Origin of the sequence: Micromonospora sp. DT46 (assembly GCF_049841735.1) — a bacterium.
In the GTDB taxonomy this organism is placed as follows: domain Bacteria; phylum Actinomycetota; class Actinomycetes; order Mycobacteriales; family Micromonosporaceae; genus Micromonospora; species Micromonospora reichwaldensis.
The window spans coordinates 1-17,524 of the sequence record NZ_JBNCKW010000018.1; the positions used below are offsets into that span (position 1 = coordinate 1).

12 protein-coding genes are annotated in these 17,524 nt (G+C 74.3%); 1 reads left to right on the forward strand and 11 read right to left on the reverse strand.

Annotation, left to right across the window (positions count from 1 at the left end; translation table 11 throughout):
* The 8 genes from ACLQ20_RS31015 to ACLQ20_RS31050 form a co-directional block, all read right to left on the reverse strand.
* The coding region (locus tag ACLQ20_RS31015) for an amino acid adenylation domain-containing protein (RefSeq protein WP_425858329.1) at positions 1 to 4,929 on the reverse strand (4,929 nt) is incomplete at its 3' end.
* Positions 4,926 to 9,938, reverse strand: a complete 5,013-nt coding sequence (locus tag ACLQ20_RS31020) for an amino acid adenylation domain-containing protein (protein ID WP_358122497.1) — start codon at positions 9,936 to 9,938, stop codon at positions 4,926 to 4,928. The genes ACLQ20_RS31015 and ACLQ20_RS31020, both read right to left, overlap by 4 nt.
* Positions 9,939 to 10,004: 66 nt before the next feature.
* The gene (locus ACLQ20_RS31025; RefSeq protein ID WP_121401347.1) at positions 10,005 to 10,211 is read right to left on the reverse strand and encodes an MbtH family protein; all 207 of its coding nucleotides are present in this window, start codon (positions 10,209 to 10,211) and stop codon (positions 10,005 to 10,007) included.
* Positions 10,208 to 11,239, reverse strand: coding sequence for a 2,3-diaminopropionate biosynthesis protein SbnB (sbnB, locus tag ACLQ20_RS31030; RefSeq protein ID WP_358122500.1), 1,032 nt, complete (start codon positions 11,237 to 11,239; stop codon positions 10,208 to 10,210). Before sbnB ends, ACLQ20_RS31025 begins: the two co-directional genes overlap by 4 nt.
* Positions 11,233 to 12,213, reverse strand: a complete 981-nt coding sequence (gene sbnA, locus ACLQ20_RS31035; RefSeq protein ID WP_151455037.1) for a 2,3-diaminopropionate biosynthesis protein SbnA — start codon at positions 12,211 to 12,213, stop codon at positions 11,233 to 11,235. Before sbnA ends, sbnB begins: the two co-directional genes overlap by 7 nt.
* Positions 12,214 to 12,310: 97 nt before the next feature.
* Complete coding sequence (locus ACLQ20_RS31040; RefSeq protein ID WP_327028807.1) at positions 12,311 to 13,672, reverse strand: condensation domain-containing protein; 1,362 nt, start codon at positions 13,670 to 13,672, stop codon at positions 12,311 to 12,313.
* A complete protein-coding gene (locus tag ACLQ20_RS31045) occupies positions 13,669 to 13,908 on the reverse strand; it encodes an acyl carrier protein (RefSeq protein WP_151456123.1) in 240 nt (79 codons plus the stop codon). Before ACLQ20_RS31045 ends, ACLQ20_RS31040 begins: the two co-directional genes overlap by 4 nt.
* Before the next feature lie 24 nt (positions 13,909 to 13,932).
* A complete protein-coding gene (locus ACLQ20_RS31050; RefSeq protein ID WP_151456122.1) occupies positions 13,933 to 14,889 on the reverse strand; it encodes a beta-ketoacyl-ACP synthase III in 957 nt (318 codons plus the stop codon).
* A 179-nt stretch (positions 14,890 to 15,068) separates the two neighbouring features.
* On the opposite strand from ACLQ20_RS31050, the gene ACLQ20_RS31055 reads away from it, so the two are divergent.
* The gene (locus ACLQ20_RS31055; protein ID WP_151456121.1) at positions 15,069 to 15,905 is read left to right on the forward strand and encodes an SDR family NAD(P)-dependent oxidoreductase; all 837 of its coding nucleotides are present in this window, start codon (positions 15,069 to 15,071) and stop codon (positions 15,903 to 15,905) included.
* Here ACLQ20_RS31055 and ACLQ20_RS31060 read toward each other — a convergent pair.
* The 3 genes from ACLQ20_RS31060 to ACLQ20_RS31070 are packed head-to-tail and all read right to left on the reverse strand — an operon-like array spanning position 15,877 to position 17,503.
* Positions 15,877 to 16,623 carry an SDR family oxidoreductase gene (locus tag ACLQ20_RS31060; protein WP_132240741.1) on the reverse strand — a complete coding sequence of 249 codons (747 nt, stop codon included), beginning with the start codon at positions 16,621 to 16,623 and terminating at the stop codon, positions 15,877 to 15,879. The two genes, ACLQ20_RS31055 and ACLQ20_RS31060, sit on opposite strands and share 29 nt — an antisense overlap.
* Positions 16,620 to 17,132, reverse strand: coding sequence for a 3-hydroxyacyl-ACP dehydratase FabZ family protein (locus tag ACLQ20_RS31065; RefSeq protein WP_151456120.1), 513 nt, complete (start codon positions 17,130 to 17,132; stop codon positions 16,620 to 16,622). Before ACLQ20_RS31065 ends, ACLQ20_RS31060 begins: the two co-directional genes overlap by 4 nt.
* Complete coding sequence (locus tag ACLQ20_RS31070; protein WP_425858331.1) at positions 17,129 to 17,503, reverse strand: hypothetical protein; 375 nt, start codon at positions 17,501 to 17,503, stop codon at positions 17,129 to 17,131. Before ACLQ20_RS31070 ends, ACLQ20_RS31065 begins: the two co-directional genes overlap by 4 nt.
* Between the last annotated feature and the right edge of the window lie 21 nt (positions 17,504 to 17,524).

A 17,524-nucleotide genomic window follows, 5' to 3' on the forward strand; every position in this document is an offset into this window, starting at 1 on the left:
ATCCACCGGCACGAACGCCGCACCCGCCTTCCACACCCCCAGCATCGACGCCACCAACTCCACACCCCGGTCCAGCAACACACCCACCACCGCACCGGCACCCACACCCCGGGCGGCCAACCAGCGGGCGACCTGCCCGGCCCGGGCGTCCAGCCCCGCGAAGTCGATCCCCGCGCCGCCCGGCACCGACACCGCCTCCGCCGACGGCGTCTCCGCCGCCCGCGCCTCGAACTCGGCCAGCACCGAACGCGACAACGGCGCCACCGCCGACGCCCCGTCGGCCAGCACCACCGACACCTCACCCGGAGGCAGGCACACCACCGACGCGTCACCGTCCACGTCGGCCACCATGGCCTCCAGCACCGCCCGGTACATGCCACCGAGGCGGGCGACCTGCGGCACGCCGAGGTGGCGCAGGTTGGCCTCCAGCGTGAGGAAGCCGAGCCGGCTGATCACGCCGAGCGGGAACTCGTTGGGGCTGTCGTCGATCGAGTCGGCGTAGTCGATCTCGTCGGTGTCGATCTGGTGGAAGTCGTGGAAGCTGAACCGGACGTCCAGCATCCGGCCGCCGTCGCCGACCTCCCGCTGGAGCACCGGCAGCGGGTACCGGCGGTGCGGCCACAGCTCCAGCTCCCCGGCGAACGTCCGCCCGATCAGCTCCCGCCAGGTCCGCGCGCCCGCGTCGTGCACGAACGGCACCGTGTTCAGGTGCATGCCGTAGACGCGGTCGGCGCCGGCGACCTCGGGGCGGATGTTGGACACCAGCCCGGTGAAGAACGACCCCGACCCGGTGAGCTGGCTCATCACCTTCAGGTGCGCGGCCAGCATCACCGACTTGAACGGCACGCCGGTCTGGCGGGCCAGCGCCCGCAGGCCCGGCTCCAGGTCGTGCAGCGGCACCCAATGGTCGTACTGGGCGCCGTCGGCGGCGGTCGGGTCGCCCCAGCCCTCGGGCAGCACGAACCGGTCCCGGCCGGCGACCCGGTCGTGCCAGAAGGCGCGGTCCGTCCCCTCGCCGGTGGAGCGCAGCTCGGCGGCGACGGCGTCGGCGAAGCGCACCGGCGGCGCCGGGCGCGGTTCGACCGGCAGCCCGTCGCGGATCCGGTGGTACGCGCCGACCAGCTCCATCATCAGCGAGTGGTAGCTCCAGCCGTCCATGATCGGGTGGCACTCGGTGAGGGTGAGCCACCAGCTCCCGTCGGCGCAGACGCGCGCGTGCAGCCGGAACAGCGCCGGCTCGCCGAGGTCGAACATGTCGGCCCGCTCGGCGGCGATGAAGTCGCGCAGCTCACGCTCCAGGCCGGCCCGGTCGGCGGCCTGCGCCCGGTCCATGCCGACCCGCATCTCGGCGGTGGCGTGCACGAGCTGCATCGGCACCGAGTAGCCGGTCAGGTCGAACGAGGTGCGCAGCACCTCGTGCCGCCGCACCAGCAGCGCGGCGGCCTCCCGGAACGCGTCGAGCGAGAACTCGCCGGCGTCGGGGATGCGGTAGGTGGTGGCGTTGAGGTAGTGGTTGTGCTCGTCGGCGAGCATCTCGGCGAGCATGCCGAGCTGCACCTGCGTGCAGGGGTACGCGTCGACGACGCCGTCGGGCAGCGCGGCCCGGTCGGCCTCGGAGATCAGCGCGAACGGCTCGGCGGCCGGCTCCGGCGCGGCCGGCGCGGGGCGTCCGGTGAGGAACTCCGCCAGCTCGGCGATGCTGCGGCGCTCGAAGAGGTCGCGCACCTGCACGTCGAAGCCGGCGGCCCGGATGGCGGCGGCGAGCGCCACGGCGCGGATCGAGTCGCCGCCGACGTCGAAGAAGCCGTCCTCGACGCCGACCCGCTCCAGGCCGAGCAGTTCGGCCCAGATCGCGGCGAGCCGCGCCTCCACCTCCGTACGCGGCGCCAGGTAGGGCCGGTCGGTGGCGGTGACGGCCCGGTCGGGTGCGGGCAGCGCCCGCTTGTCGAGCTTGCCGTTGACGGTCAGCGGCAGCCGGGCCAGCGGGACGAACGCCGACGGGATCATGTACTCGGGCAGGGTGCGGGCCAGCGCCGCGCGCACCTGCCCCGGCCGGGGCAGCTCCGCCTGCTCGTCGACGACCGAGTACGCCACCAGCCGCCGGTCGCCGGGGGTGTCCTCGCGGACGACGACCACGGCCTCGCGCACCCCGGGCAGGGCCGAGATGGCGGCCTCGATCTCGCCCAGCTCGACCCGGTAGCCCCGGATCTTCACCTGGTCGTCGATGCGGCCGACGAACTCCAGGCTGCCGTCGGCGCGCCGGCGGGCCAGGTCGCCGCTGCGGTAGAGGCGGGCGCCGGGCGGGCCGAACGGGTCGGGCACGAACCGCTGGGCGGTCAGCTCGGGCCGGTTCAGGTAGCCCCGGGCCACGCCGGGCCCGCCGACGTGGATCTCGGCGGTGACGCCGACCGGGACCGGGTTGCCGTACGGATCGAGCAGGTGGATGCTCAGGTCGGCCAGCGGGACGCCGACCGGGTTGGCGGTGCCGGTCAGGTCGTCGGGGCGCACCTCGTAGTAGGTGGCGTGCACGGTGATCTCGGTGATCCCGTAGAGGTTCAGCAGCCGGGGCGCGGCCAGCCCGCGCCGGGCCACCCAGGGGCCGAGGTCGCCGTACTCCAGCTTCTCCCCGGCGAAGATGACCGCGCGCAGCGCGAGCCGGTCGACGCGGGGGTCGCCGTCGCGGGCCAGCCCCACCAGGCCGCGGAAGGCCGTCGGGGTCTGGTTGAGCACGGTGACCTGCTCCTCGACCAGCAGGTCGAGCAGGTCGCCGGGGGAACGGGTGACCTCGCGGGGCACGACCACCAGCCGGCCGCCGTGCAGCAGCGCGCCCCACAGCTCCCACACCGACACGTCGAAGGCGTACGAGTGGAACAGCGGCCACACGTCGGCGGGGCCGAAGTTCAGGTCGTCCTGCGCCACGGTCGTCAGGCGCAGCACGTTGGCGTGGGTCAGGTACACGCCCTTGGGGCGGCCGGTCGACCCGGAGGTGTAGATGACGTAGATCAGGTTTTCGGGGTCGACGGCGACGCCCGGGTCGGTGCCGGGGCGCCCGGCGATCTCCCCGGCGTGCCCGGGGTCGTCCAGCACCACCACGACGCCGTCGAAGTCGGCGAACCGCGCCCGGTGGGCCTCGGTGGTCACCACGATCCGCGCCGCGGCATCGGTCAGCATGAAGTCGAGCCGGTCGGCGGGGACGCCGGGCTCCACCGGCAGGTACGCCGACCCGGACTTCAGCACGCCCAGCAGGGTGGAGACCAGCTCCGCGCGGCGGTCCAGGCAGACCGCCACCAGCCGCTCCGGGCCGGCGCCGAGGGCCCGCAGGTGGTGCGCCAGCCGGTTCGCGGTGGCGTCCAGTTCGGCGTACGTCCAGCGTCGCGCGCCGTCCACGACGGCGGTCGCGTCGGCGTGGGCGGCGGCGGTGGCGGCGAAGACGCCGTGCACCGTGCCGGTCACCGGCGCGGCGGGGCGGGCCGGGGCGGGGGTCGCCGCCGCGAGCTCGGCGTCGTCGAGGATGCGCAGCTCGGAGATCCGGGCGTGCGGGTCGGCCCCGACGTGCTCCAGCAGCCGGCCGAGGTGGTCGGCCATCCGCCGCACGGTGGCGCCGTCGAACAGCGCGGTCGCGTACTCCAGGTGCCCGCGCAGGCGGCCGTCGGCGCCCTCGACGACGTGCAGTTGCAGGTCGACCTTGGCGACCCGGGTGGGCAGCCAGAGCGTCTCGGCGGCGAGGCCCGCCGGCCAGGCGCCGCCGGGAGCGTCGTCGCCCAGGGTGAAGGCGACCTGGTAGAGCGGGGTGCGGGACAGGTCCCGTTCCGGTTCGAACTCGTCGACCAGCAGCGCGAACGGCACGTCGGCGTGGGCGAAGGCGTCGCGCACCGTGGCGCGGGTGCCGCGCAGCAGGTCGGCGAAGGTGGGGTCCCCCGTCCAACTGCCCCGCAGGACGAGGTTGTCGATCCCGTACCCGACCAGGTTGCGCAGCTCGGCGCGGTCGCGCACGGACGTCACGCTGCCCACGGGGATGTCGGTCCGGCCGGTGTGGCGCGACAGCAGCGCCTGGAAGGCGGTGAGCAGGGTGACGAAGAGGGTGGTCTCCGCGCCGCGGGCGATCTCGCGCAGCGCGGCGGAGAGGTCGGCGGAGAGCGCGAACGGGACCGACGCGCCCCGCCAGTCGCGCACGCGGGGCCGGGGCCGGTCGGCGGGCAGCTCCAGCGGGGCGATGCCGGCGAGGCGGTCGCGCCAGTGCTCCAGGTGCCGCTCCAGCGGCTCGCCGCGCAGCCGGTCGCGCTGCCACGCGGCGAAGTCGGCGAACTGCACGGCCGGCGGCGTCAGCGGCGAGGACTCGCCCCGGACGTACGCGCCGTACAGCTCGGCCAGGTCGCCGAGGAGCACCGCCGTGGAGGGCGCGTCGCAGGCGATGTGGTGGAGCACCAGCACCAGCAGGTGCTCGGCCTCGTCCAGGCGCAGCAGCGTCGCCCGTACCGGCCACTCGGTGGCCAGGTCGAAGCCGGTGGCGGTCAGCTCGGCCGTCGCCTCGGCGACCCGGTCGTCGCGCTCGGCCCCGGCCACCCCGGAGAGGTCGACCAGCGGCAGCTCCTGCGGGCGGGGCTCGTCGACGACCTGCACCGGCGTCAGGTCGGCCATCGCGTACCGGGTGCGCAGGATCTCGTGCCGGGCGATCAGGGCGTCCCACGCCCGGGCCAGCGCGGCCCGGTCCAGCGGGCCGCGCAGCCGCAGCGCCGAGGAGACCAGGTACTCCGGGCTGGTGGGGTCCAGCCGGTTGAGGAACCACATCTGCTGCTGGCCGAAGGAGAGCGGCAGGTCGCCCGAGCGGTCGACGGTCGGGATCCCGGCGCGCCGACCGGCGGCCCGGCCCGCCAGCCGGCGTTGGACGAGCGACTCGCGCAGGTTGGGCTGGTTCGCGGTCGAGGTCATGCCTGGTGCTCCTTGGTCTGCCGCAGGTCTTCGGTCAGGTCGGCGTCGGACAGCGCGTCCACCTCGGCCCGGATGAGGTCCTCCACCGCGCCCGCCATCGCCTCGACGGTCGGGTGCTCGAAGACGAGCCGGAGCGACACGTCGAGGTCGAACTCCTCCTGGAGGCCGGCGACCAGCCGGCCCGCCAGCACGGAGTGCCCGCCCATGGCGAAGAAGTTGTGCCGTACGCCGACGGGCACGCCCAGCAGGTCGCTCCAGATCGCGCAGAGGCGTTCCTCGACGACCGTGCGGGGCGCGACGAGGCCGTCCTCGGTGCCGGCGGCGCCGGTCGACACGGCGTCGGAAAGCAGGTTGAGCAGGGCGGCGCGGTCCACCTTGCCGTTGGCGTTGAGCGGGATCTCGGCCACCGGCACGAGCAGGCTCGGCGTCATGTAGTCGGGCAGCAGCCGGGCGCAGTGCGCGGCCAGGTCGGGCGCCTCGCCCCGGTGGAAGGCGACCAGCCGCTCCTCGTGGACGACGACCGCGCACCGGGTCACCCCGGGGTGTTCCTCGACGACGGCGCGGATCTCGCCGAGTTCGATGCGGTAGCCGCGCACCTTCACCTGGTCGTCGGCCCGGCCGACGAAGTCCATCACCCCGTCGGGGCGCATCCGGACCAGGTCCCCGCTGCGGTACAGCCGGCTGCCCGGCGGCCCGTACGGGTCGGGCACGAACCTCTCCGCGGTGAGGTCCGGCCGGCCGGCGTACCCGGTGGCCAGGCACTCCCCGCCGATGTACAGCTCGCCGACGACCCCGACCGGGAGCAGCCGCAGCGCGTCGTCGAGCACCCGGACGGTGGTGTTCGCCATCGCCCGGCCGATCGGCACGATGTCGGTGGTCTGCGGCGTCTCGACCGGGTGGGCCGTCATGATGACGGTGGTCTCGGTCGGCCCGTAGCTGTTGGTGAGGCCACCCGGCCCGAGCCGGTCCAGCCACCGGTTGGCGGTCTCCTTGCGCAGCGCCGCGCCGGCCGTCCAGATCAGGCCGGAGAGCTGACCCGCCTGCTCGTCGTCGAGCTGCTCGGTGAGCAGTTCCAGGTGCGGCGGGGTCATGATGAACCGGTCGAACGGGCCGGCCTTGACGAGCAGGGCGCCCAGTTCGGCGATGTCGAGGGCGGCGGGCAGCAGGGTCACCGCCTGACCCGAGACCAGCGGGCTGAACAGGTTGGGAATGGACAGGTCGAAGGCGATGGTGGTGAACAGCGGCGCGCCGTCGCCCCGTCCCCCGCGCGCGCCCCGGTCGCCCAGGGCCTCGGTCTCGACGGCGCAGGCGAGGAAGTTGGACACCGCCCGGTGCGGCAGCGCCACGCCCTTGGGGCGGCCGGTCGACCCGGAGGTGAACAGCACGTAGGCCGTCTCCTCCGGGTCGGTGTCCCGGTCCGGCCGGTGGGTGGGGCCGGCGCAGACCATCAGCCGGTGGGTGTCCACGTGCAGGGTCGGCACGGTGAACCTTGGCGCGTACGCCGCCTGGGTGACGCCCAGCTCCACGCCGGCGGTGGCGAGCATGTGCCCGATCCGCTCGGCGGGGTACGACGGGTCGAGCGGGAGCACGGCCGCGCCCGCCTTCCAGGCGCCGAGGATCGCCGCGACCAGGTCGACGCCCCGGTCCAGCAGCACGGCCACCACCGCGCCCCGGGCGACGCCCGAGCGCCGCAGGTGGTGGGCGAACTGGTTGGCCCGGTCGTCCAACGTCGCGTAGGTGGTGGTGAGGTCGCCGTGCCGCAGCGCCACCGCGTCCGGCGTCCGGCGTCGCTGGGCCTCGAAGAGGTCGCAGACGGTCGCGGCGGAGCGGGGCACGGTGGGCCCGTGCACCTCGTGCAGGAGCAGGTGGCGCTCGCCCGGCGAGAGCAGGTCGAGGTCGTCGAGCGGGGTGCCCGGCTCGGCCACCGCCGCGGCGAGCAGCCGGACGAAGTGCTCGGCCATCCGCCGCACGGTCGACTCGTCGAACAGGGCGGTGGCGTACTCCAGGCTGCCGGCCAGGGTGCCGTCGGGGCGGGGCCAGACGTGCATCGTGAGGTCGGTCTTGGCGATCCGGGCCGCCCGGCGCAGGGCGTCCAGCAGGGCCTCGTCGTCGGTCGACTGGCCGGTGATGCCGCCCTCCTGGGCGTTGAGCATCACCTGGTAGAGCGGGGTGCGGGAGAGGTCGCGGACGTCGACGAGGTCGTCGACCACCCGCTCGAAGGGCAGGTCCTGGTGGGCGAGGGCGGCCAGGGTCCGGGACCGCACGGCCCGCAGGGCCGCCTCGAACGGGGCTGCCGGGTCCAGGGTGCAGCGCACCACCACGGGGTTGAGGAAGACCCCGGCGATCTGTTCCGCCTCGGCGGGGCGTCGACCGGAGGTGGGCGCGCCGACGGCGACGTCCCACTGCCCGCTGTAGCGGGCCAGCAGCGTGGCGAAGCCCGCCAGCATGGTCATGAACGGGGTCGCCGAGCAGCGCCGGCCCAGCGCGGTCAGCTTCTCCGCGAGCTGCGCCGGCACCTCGAACTCGACGTGCGCCCCGCGCGGGTCGCGCTCGGCCGGCCGGGGCCGGTCCAGCGGGAGGGTCAGCTCGGGCACCCCCGCCAGGTGTTCGCGCCAGAAGCCGAGCTCCCGCTCGACCCGGTCGTCGGTGAGGTACCCGCGCTGCCAGGCCGCGTAGTCGGCGTAGTGCACCGTCAGCTCCGGCAGGTCGGGCTCCCGGCCGGCGGCGCCGGCCGCGCAGAGTTCCCGCAGGTCCCGCTCCAGGACCCCGGCGGTGGTCGCGTCGGAGGCGATGTGGTGCAGCGCCACCAGCAGCAGGTGGTCCGCCCCGGCCGAGGTGACCAGGGTGGCCCGCCACAGCGGCCCGGTGCGCAGGTCGAAGCCCCGGCCGAGCTGCGCGTCGACGAGGTCGACGAGCGGGACCTCGGCGGCGTCACGGATCGTGAGGTCGACGGGGCCGGGCGGGTCGATCCGCTGGTGCGGCTCGCCGTCGTGGGTCAGGTAGCGGGTGCGCAGCGCCTCGTGCCGGGCCTCGAGCGCGGTCAGCGCCGCCCGTACGGTGTCGGGGGTCAGCGAGCCGGGCAGGCGCAAGTAGAGCGGCACCACCCACTCGGGGCTGCCCGGGTGCAGCTGGTCCAGCAGCCACAGCCGCCGCTGGGCCGGGGAGAGCGGCAGCGCGCCGGTGCGGGGCACCGGGACCACCGCCGGCGTCGCGGGGTCGCCGTCGGTCAGCAGGGCGGCCTGCGCCTCGACGGTGCTCGCGGCGAGCAGCTCCCGCAGCTCGATGCGCACGCCGGACTCGGCGGCGAGGCGGCTGGCGAGGCGTACGGTCACCAGCGACGACCCGCCGAGCTGGAAGAGGTCGTCGTGCACCCCCACCCGGTCGACGTCGAGCAGCTCCTGCCAGAGCCGGGCGACCAGGCGCTCGGCGTCGGTGCGCGGGGCCAGGTAGGCCGTGCGGTCGATGGTCTCGACGGGCGGCAGCGCGGCCCGGTCGACCTTCCCGCCGGTGGTCAGCGGGAACTCCGCCACCGGGACGAACACGGCCGGCACCAGGGCGTCGGGCAGCCGGTCGGTCAGGAAGGCCCGCAGCTCCGGGCTGCTCAGGGGGCGCCGGCTGGCGACGTACGCGGCCAGCCGGGGGCTGCCGCCGGGCTCGGCGAAGCCGACGACGACCGCCCGCCGGACGTCGGGGTGGGCAGCCAGCGCGGCCTCCACCTCGCCCGGCTCGATGCGTACCCCATTGATCTTGAGCTGGTCGTCGGCGCGGCCGACGAACTCCAGGCTCCGGTCCGAGCGCCACCGGACCTGGTCGCCGGTGCGGTAGAGCCGCGCGCCGGGCGGCCCGTACTCGTCCGGAACGAACCGCTCCGCGGTCAGGTCGGGCCGGTTGAGGTACCCGCGGCCGAGCCCGGCCCCGCCCACGTAGAGGTCGCCGACCACGCCGATCGGCACCGGCCGCCGGTTGGCGTCCAGCACCTGGAGGCGGAGGTTGTCCAGCGGCCGGCCGATCGGCACCGGCCCGGTGCGCTGGGCGAGGTCGACCTGCTGGGCGGTCACGTCGATGGCGCACTCGGTCGGGCCGTAGGTGTTCCAGACCCGGGTCCCGGGCGCCACCGCCAGCCGCTGGCACAGCTCGGCGTGCAGCGGCTCGCCGGCGGAGAAGACCAGCCGCAGCGTGGTGCACCTCGGCCAGTCCGGCTCCTCCGTCACCAGTTGCAGCACCGAGGGCACGCCCTGGAGCACGGTCGCCCCGGACCGGACGACCGCCGCCACCAGCGCCGCCGGGTCGCGTTCGGCGCCGTCCGGCGCGAGCGCCACCGTCGCCCCGCAGATCAGCGGGGCGAAGAACTCCCAGCCGGCCGCGTCGAAGCTCACCGCGGTCTTCTGCAACACCCGGTCCGCCGGCGACAGGCCGTGCTGCCGGACCGTCCAGGCCACCCGGTTGCCGATGGCCCCGTGGGTGACGACCACGCCCTTGGGACGGCCGGTCGACCCGGAGGTGTAGATGACGTACGCCGCGTTGTCGGGGTCGATGCGGATTGCCGGCGCGGTGTCCGGTCCGGCCGCGATCCGCGCCCGGTCGGCGTCCAGGCAGACCACGTGGGACGGCCCGGCCAGGGCGTCGTCGCGCAGGTCGGTCTGGGTGAGCACGACGTCCACCCCGGTGTCGGCGACGATCCACCGTCGCCGGTCCACCGGGTGCGCCGGGTCCAGCGGCAGGTACGCGCCGCCGGCCCGCCACACCCCGAGCAGGGCGACCACGAGGTCGACCCCCCGGCGCAGGTACACGCCGACCGTCGACTCCGGACCGACGCCCAGCCCGACCAGGTGCTGGGCGAGCTGGTTGGCGCGCCGGTCGAGTTCGGCGTAGCCGACCCGTACGTCGCCGGCGAGCACCGCGGTCGCGTCGGGCGTCGCCGCGGCCTGGCGGGCGATCAGGTCCGGCAGGACGACGGGATCGACCGTGCCCGCTCCGGCGGCCGGCAGGGTGGACAGAGGGGTGCTCATCGGGGTGCTCCTCCGGGGTGGGGGGTCGATCGCGGACGGCCGGGGGTCACGCCTGCCGTGGGCCTGTCAGACGGACGCGCCGTCCATGCGCAGGCGCAGGCTCTTCGGCCGCATGTCGGTCCAGAGCTCGTTGATCCGGCTGAGGCACTCGTCCCGGGTGCCCTCGGTGCCCTCGGCCCGCCAGCCGGCCGGCAGCGCCCGGTCGCTCCACCAGATCGAGTACTGCTCCTCGTCGTTGAGCACCACCAGGTAGCTGCGGTCGTCGTCGCTCATGTTCTCTCCCTCGTGGGTCGCGCGGTCGCCACGGCGGCGGCCGGTACGGGTGTGAAGTCGTCGATCCGCACGCCGAGGCCCCGCTGGGCCGCCGTGCGGCGGACGTGTTCGGCCAGCGCGATGTCCAGCACGCCCAACCCGAACGGCGAGACCACCACCGGTCCGTCGCCCGGGGGCAGCGCCGCACCGCCGGCCAGCCGGCCGATGGTGGTGTGGATGAAGTCCCGGCCTCCGGTGAGCTGCTCGGCCAGGTGCAGCGAGGTCCGCTCGCGGCACACGTGGTCGGGGTCGTCGACGACGTTGCGGGCCGCCAGGATCGCCTCGGGGTGCAGGTCCCGCAGCGACAGGTGCAGGACCACGCTCCCCGGCTGGCAGGCGGTCAGCTCCAGGTGCGGTTCGCTGGCGGTGGTGGCGATCGAGACCAGCCGGTGGGCGGCCAGGGCCTGCTCGGCGCTCGCCGCCACGCTGATCGTCGTGGCCGGCAGCAGGGCCGCCGCGCGGGCGGCGAACGCCTCGGCCCGGCGCGGGTCGGTGTCGTGCAGCACCAGCGAGGCCGGCGGGGTCAGGGCCACCGTCAGGAAGCGCAGCACCTGCTCGTTGATCAGCCCGCAGCCGATCAGCGCCAGGCCGTCCGGGCGGCGCTCGGCGGTCAGCAGCTGCGCGGCGAGGGCCGCGCCGGCCGCGGTGCGCCGGGCGGAGACGACCGATCCCTCGATCACCGCCTCGGGCTGGCCGGTCTCCAGCGAGTTCAGCACGATGGCGGCGCTGGCGCGGTCCAGGCCCCGCTCGATGTTGGCCGGGAACGAGGAGATCCACTTCATGCCGGCGGCCGGCGGATCGGAGCCCAGGTACGCGGGCAGGCCGATGATGCGGTTGCGGGCGGCGTCGGGGAAGCGCAGGAAGACCGAGTGCGGCACGCTGGTGCGGCCCTGCTCGTGCAGGAGGTACGCCTGCCGGACGAGGTCGATGACCCGGGCCTCGTCGCCGTCGAGCACGTCCCGGACCACGGCATGGCCGATGATCAGCATTTTTCGCCCTTCCACAGGTGGCTGACCTCGCCGAACTGTTCGGTCACCCAGCGATCGGAGTAGATGGTGTCGAGGTAGCGGTCGCCGTTGTCCGGGAAGATCAGGACGCTGGTGCTCCCGGCGGGCAGGTCGGCCATGCGGCGCCGCAGCGCGGCCACCGTCGCCCCGGAGGATCCGCCGGCGAGGATGGCCTCCCGGACCGCCAGCAACCGGCAGCCGACCACGCAGTCGAGGTCGGAGACGTGCAGCACCTCGTCCGGCCGGGCGTTGGCGGCCAGCGGCGGCACCACCGAGGCGCCGTGCCCGGGGATCAGCCGGGGCGCGGGCGGGTGGCCGAAGATCGCGCTGCCGACGGCGTCGACCGCGACGATCCGGGTGCGGTGGCCGTTCTCGCGCAGGTAGTCGGCGCAGCCGACCAGGGTGCCGCAGGTGCCGGTGGAGCAGAACAGGTAGTCGACCTGGCCGTCCAGCTCGGTCATGATCTCGGCCATGGTCTGCCGCTGGGCCCGGGCGTTGAGCGGGTTGGTGTACTGGTCCGGGCGGTAGGCGCCGGGCACGGTCTCCACCAGCTCGCGCACGCGGCGGCGCCGGACCGCGAGATACTCGCCGGTCACCGGGTCGGGGTGCTCGATCATGTCGATCTCGGCCTGGTACGCGGCCAGCACCGCCAGGTTCTGCCGGGTGGTCTTCGGGTCCACCACGCAGATGAACCGGATCCCGAAGTACGCGCAGATCTGGGCCAGGCCGATGGCGAGGTTGCCGGAGCTGGACTCCACCACCACGGACCGTCCCGGCACCAGTTCGCCGGATTCGATCTTTCCGCGTAGCATGTTCAGCGCGGCCCGGTCCTTGATGCTCCCGCCCGGATTGAACTGTTCGAGTTTCGCGTACGCCCGGGCGGGAAATTCGGGAAACAACCGGTCCAGGCGCACCAGGGGCGTGTTGCCGACCGTGGAGAGAATTCCCTGATCCATTTCAACCCCCTCTCCGGGCTGACGGAAGGTCGCCCGCATCCGCCGTGCGGGCGCTGTGCGGCACCCGTCGACGACGGGCGCCGGATGACCGGGGTGCTCAGCTCATGCCGAGTTCGAGCAGCATCCGCTCGTCGACGTCGCCGGCCAGGCGGGCGTCGGCCACCGTCGCGGCCGGGTCGGCGCAGGCCGCGCCGAGCAGGGCCAGGTACTGGTCGAAGAGCCGCTCGACGGTGGCGCGGTCGAGCAGGTCCCGGTCGTAGTTGAACTCGGTACGCAGGGCCAGGTCGGGCAGCTGGTGCACCGTCACGGCGAGGTCGAACTGCCCCTCGTCGTACGGCACCACCAGCTGGCGGACCCGGTGCCCGACGAATCCGTTGCTCGTGTCGGACAGGGTGTCGCCGTGCTGCCGGGTGAGCAGCGTGATGGTGACCCGCACCAGCGGGTCCCGGTCCCGGCGGGCCGCCTGGACCAGGGGGAACGGGTAGGCGGCGCGTGCCACGCCCTCCGAGAGCTGGCGTCCCGCGGCGGCGATCGCCGTCGCGAAGGTGGTGCCCGGGGTGAACGACGACCGCAGCACGACCGGGTTCACCAGCATCCCGACGACCTCCCGCAGCGCCCGCCCCCGCCGCAGCGAGACCGGGCAGCCGATGGTGAACTCGCCCTGCCCCGTGCACCGGTGCAGCAGCGCCTCGAAGACGCCGAGCAGGACCGTGAACGGGGTCACCGCCAGGGTGGCGGCCGTGGCGCGTACCTGCCGGGCGACGTCGTCCGGCAGCATCCGGGCCACGGACGCGCCGCGGTACGAGCGGGTGGCGGAGCGGGGCCGGTCGGTGGGCAGGGTGGCGGCGGTGGCGCCGGCGCAGGTGCGGGCCCAGTGCTCGGCCAGCTCGGCGCGCCGCGGCCCGGCCAGCATGGCCTGCTCGCGGGCGACGAACTCGTCGTAGCTGGGCCGCGTCGGCCAGTCCACCGTGTCCCCGCCCCGACCCGCCCGGTACGCGTCGCCGAGGTCCCGCCAGATCAGGTACTGGGAGAGCCCGTCGGTGGCGATGTGGTGGATGACCAGCACCAGCGCGCAGTCCGTGGGCCGGCGCAGCAGCACCGCCCGCAGCGGGCCGTCCTGTTCGAGCCGGAGCGGCTGCTCGCCGACGGCGTGGATGAGCGTACGCAGGGTCTCGTCGTCCACGTCGCCGACGTCGCGGACCTCGATCGCGCCCGAGCCGGCGGGGTCGACGAGCCGCACCGGCCCCGCTCCGGTCTCGGCGAACCGGGACCGGAGCAGGTCGTGCCGAGCCTGCACGGCGACGAGGGCGGCCCGCAGCACGTCGGTGTCGAGGACCGGCTCGGCGAGCACGGCCGTCACCACGTTGCTGGTCGAGCTCTCGGGCGCGAGTCGGTACAGCGCCCACTGCGCGGCCTGACCGACGGACAGCTCCCGGGTGTCCCCGTCGCCGGCGTTCACTTGGCGCCGAGCACGAAGTCGGTGAGGTCCCGGACGCGGACGAAGTTGCCGACCTCCTCGTCCGGCACCTCGATGTCGAAGTGCATCTCGGCGGCGCCGAGCAGGTCGACCAGCTTGAGCGAGTCGAGGCCGAGGTCCACGAAGGTGTCGTCGGCGGAGATCGGCCGGTCCTGCTCCTCGGTCATCAGCTTGCGGGTCAGCTGCTCGACGTCGGCGGCCACCTGGTCAACGGTCATGTCAGTGTCCTTTCGGGAGGGTGTTCAGGGCATCCGGACGATCTGGCCGGCGTAGGCGAGGCCGGCGCCGAAGCCGAGCAGCAGCGCCTTGTCGCCGGGCTTGGTACGGCCGCTCTCGTGCAGCCGGCTCAGCGCGAGCGGCACCGAGGCCGCCGAGGTGTTCCCCGTGTCGATCACGTCCCGGGCGACCTTCTCCTCGGGGATCTCCAGAATCTCGGCGAGCTGCTCGATGATCCGCAGGTTCGCCTGGTGCGGCACGAACCAGTCGATCTCCGACAGGTCGATTCCGGCGCGGGCGCAGGCCTCCCGGGCGACCGGGGGGATGTTCTTGGTGGACCACCGGTAGACCAGCGGCCCGTTCATCGAGGCGTACTCCTTGCCGTCCTTGGCCCACTTGGTGCCGAGGATCGGGGCCCGCCGGCCGTCGCTGCCCCACACCACCGGGCCGATGCCCTCGGTCCCGGAGCGGGAGATCACCGCGGCGCCCGCGCCGTCGCCGAAGATGACGTACGTCGCCGGGTCCTCGGGGTCGATGAACTCGGTGAGGTGCTCGGCGCCGACGACCAGCACGTTGCGCGCCTCGCCGAGCCGGACCGCGTTCGACGCGACCGACACCGAGTAGGCGAAGCCCGCGCAGGCGGCGTTCAGGTCGAACGCGCCGGTGGCGGGGATGCCGATCCGGTGTGCGACCTCCGGCGCGCCGCCCGGGATCCGATCCCGCTTGGTGGCGGTGGCCAGGATGAGCAGGTCGACCTCGGAGGGGTCGACGTTCGCCATCGCCAGCGCCTTCGCGCCGGCCTCGGCCGACATCACCGGCACGGTCTCCCCGGGACCGGCGGCGTGCCGGGTCTTGATGCCCGTGCGCTCCTCGATCCACTCCGTGGTCACGTCCGTACGCAGTGCGATGTCCGGGTTGGTGACCACGCGGGTGGGCCGATAGGCGCCGAGCCCGGTGATCGCCGAACCGAAGATGCTCGACATCGTTCTCCCTTCGTCAACCCGGCCGGCAGCCGTGTCGAGGACTGCCGGGAGAAAGGCTCGGGCAGCCGCCTCATAGCTTCTCTACATATCGACGCGGCATAGGAATGCCATAGCCGGCGGCGGAAGTCTGCGCCGGGCACGGACCGCCGAGGCCCGAAGGCCGATCGAGAAGGTCCAGGATGAGAGACTTCACTGACAGGGTGGCGGTGGTCACCGGCGCCGGCTCGGGCATCGGCCGCGCGCTCGCCGTCGAGCTGGCCGCCCGGGGCGCCCTGCTCGCCGTCTCCGACGTGGACGACGAGGGGCTGCGGGAGACCGTACGGCGCTGCGCGGGCCGCGACGGCCAGGTGCGCGGATACCGGCTGGACGTGTCGGACCGGGCCGCGGTGCTGGCACACGCCGAGCGGGTCGAGGGCGACTTCGGCCGCGCCGACCTGGTCGTCAACAACGCCGGGGTGACCCTGCTCGCCTCGGTCTCCGACGGGGCCTGGGAAGACCTCGAATGGGTCATGAACGTCGACTTCTGGGGAGTCGTGCACGGCACCCGGGCGTTCCTGCCGCTGTTGACGGCGTCGCGGGGTCACCTGGTCAACGTCTCCAGCGTGCTGGGGCTGGCCGGTGCGCCGATGCAGAGCGGGTACAACGCCGCCAAGTTCGCCGTCCGGGGCTTCACGGAGGCGGTGGCGCAGGAACTGCGGGCCGACGGGGTGCCGGTCGGGGTGAGCTGCGTACATCCCGGCCGGATCAGGACGAACATCATGCGCAACGCCCGCAACGACGGGTTGCGCGACTACCAGGCGGTCCGGGAGCACTTCGAGCGTTCGGTGGACGTCACGGCGGAGCACGCCGCCCGCGTCATCCTGCGCGGGGTGGCCCGCAACCGGGCCCGGATCCTGGTCGGGGCGGACGCCTACCGCACCGAGATCCTGACCCGGCTGCTCGGACCGTGGTACCCGAGGCCGGCCGCCGGCCGTGGCCGGCGGCCGGTCACATCGACAGGCCGCCGTCCACGGTGACCACCTGACCGGTCAGGTACGACGCCCGGGAGGAGAGCAGGAACGCCACCACGTCGGCGATCTCCTCGCTACGCCCGAGCCGGCCCAGGGCCACCCGGTCCCGGGCGATCGCGCCCAGCTCGTCGGAGAGGGCGGCGATCATGTCCGTGTCGACGTAGCCGGGCGCCACCACGTTCGCCCGGATGTCGTACCGGCCGACCTCCTTGGCGAGCGCCTTGGTGAAGCCGATGATCCCGGCCTTGGAGGCGGAGTAGTTCGTCTGCATCGCGTTGCCGGCCACCCCGGACACCGAGGAGACCGTGACGATCGACCCCCTGCGCCGGCGCATCATCCGGCGGACCACCGCGCGGCAGACGTGGTAGGTGCCGTCGAGGTTCACCTCCATCACGGAGCGCCAGTCGGCGTCGGCCATCAGGGCCAGCGGCCGGTCCCGGATGATCCCCGCGACGGTGACCACCGCCTCGGGGTCGCCCAGCTCCCGCTCGGTGGTCGACACGAAGTTCCGCACCGCGGCGGGGTCGGCGACGTCGACCGCCAGCGCCAGCACGCGCCCGCCGTCTCCGGCCGCCTCCGCGACGACCTCGTCGGCGGCGTCCTTGCTGGACTGGTAGCACATGGCCACGTCGTAGCCGTCCCGGACCAGCCGCAGCACCACCGCCCGGCCGATCCCCCGAGAGCCGCCGGTGACCAGGGCGACGGGCCGCCCACCGGCGCTCACCGCGCCGCCCCGGACGCCACCGGGGCCGGCTCGGCCGGCTGCGCGGGGACCGCCGGGTGGGACTCCCGGGTCGCCGCGTCGAGGGACGCGCGCAGGGACTCCACCGACCGCATCGCACCGACCAGGCGGCCCACCCGCAGCACCACGGTGGACCCGACGACGCTCTCGCCGGTGACGAAGGCGGTGTCGGCGACCAGCCGGGTCATGGTGACGTGGTGCTCCACCGTCTCCCCCGGCAGCACCGGCCGGCCGAACCGGATGCGCTCGAAGACCCCGGCCACCGGCACGCCGTCGGTCAGCACGTCCGGCATCGGCCGGTCGTGCCGGATGAGCACGAGCGCCGCCTGCCCCCAGGACTCCAGCAGCAGCGACATCGGCAGCGGCCGGTCACCGGTGACGGTCAGCGAGCCCACCAGCCGCCGGCGGGGCACCAGCTCGGTGACCCGGTCGACCAGCAGCATCGGCGGCCGGTGCGGAATGATCCGCCTGATCTCCTCGATCCCCATCATGGTGCGCACTCCTCGCTCGCGTAGCGCAGCAGCACCTCGGCGACCGGCACTGCGGCGGCGGCGACCTCGCCCCGCCACAGGTCGCCGCTGCGGCGGATGGTCACGGCGAGTTCGTCGTCGCCCCGGAAGGGCAGCAGGAACCGGCAGCTGACGATCTCGGCCAGCGTCAGCTCGGGGGCCGCGGCGCGGACCGCCCGGTGCACGAACTCGAAGATGTGGACCCCGGGCAGCAGCGGAAATCCGGGGTAGTGGCCGGCGAAGACCGGATCGTTGAGGTCGGGGCGGATTCGGGCCACGATCGTGTCGGGGGCGACGTGCTCCACGTCGACGGGGACGGCCGTCGCGCAGTCGGCCGTAGTCAGGGCGTTCACCCGGCCACCATGCGACGACCT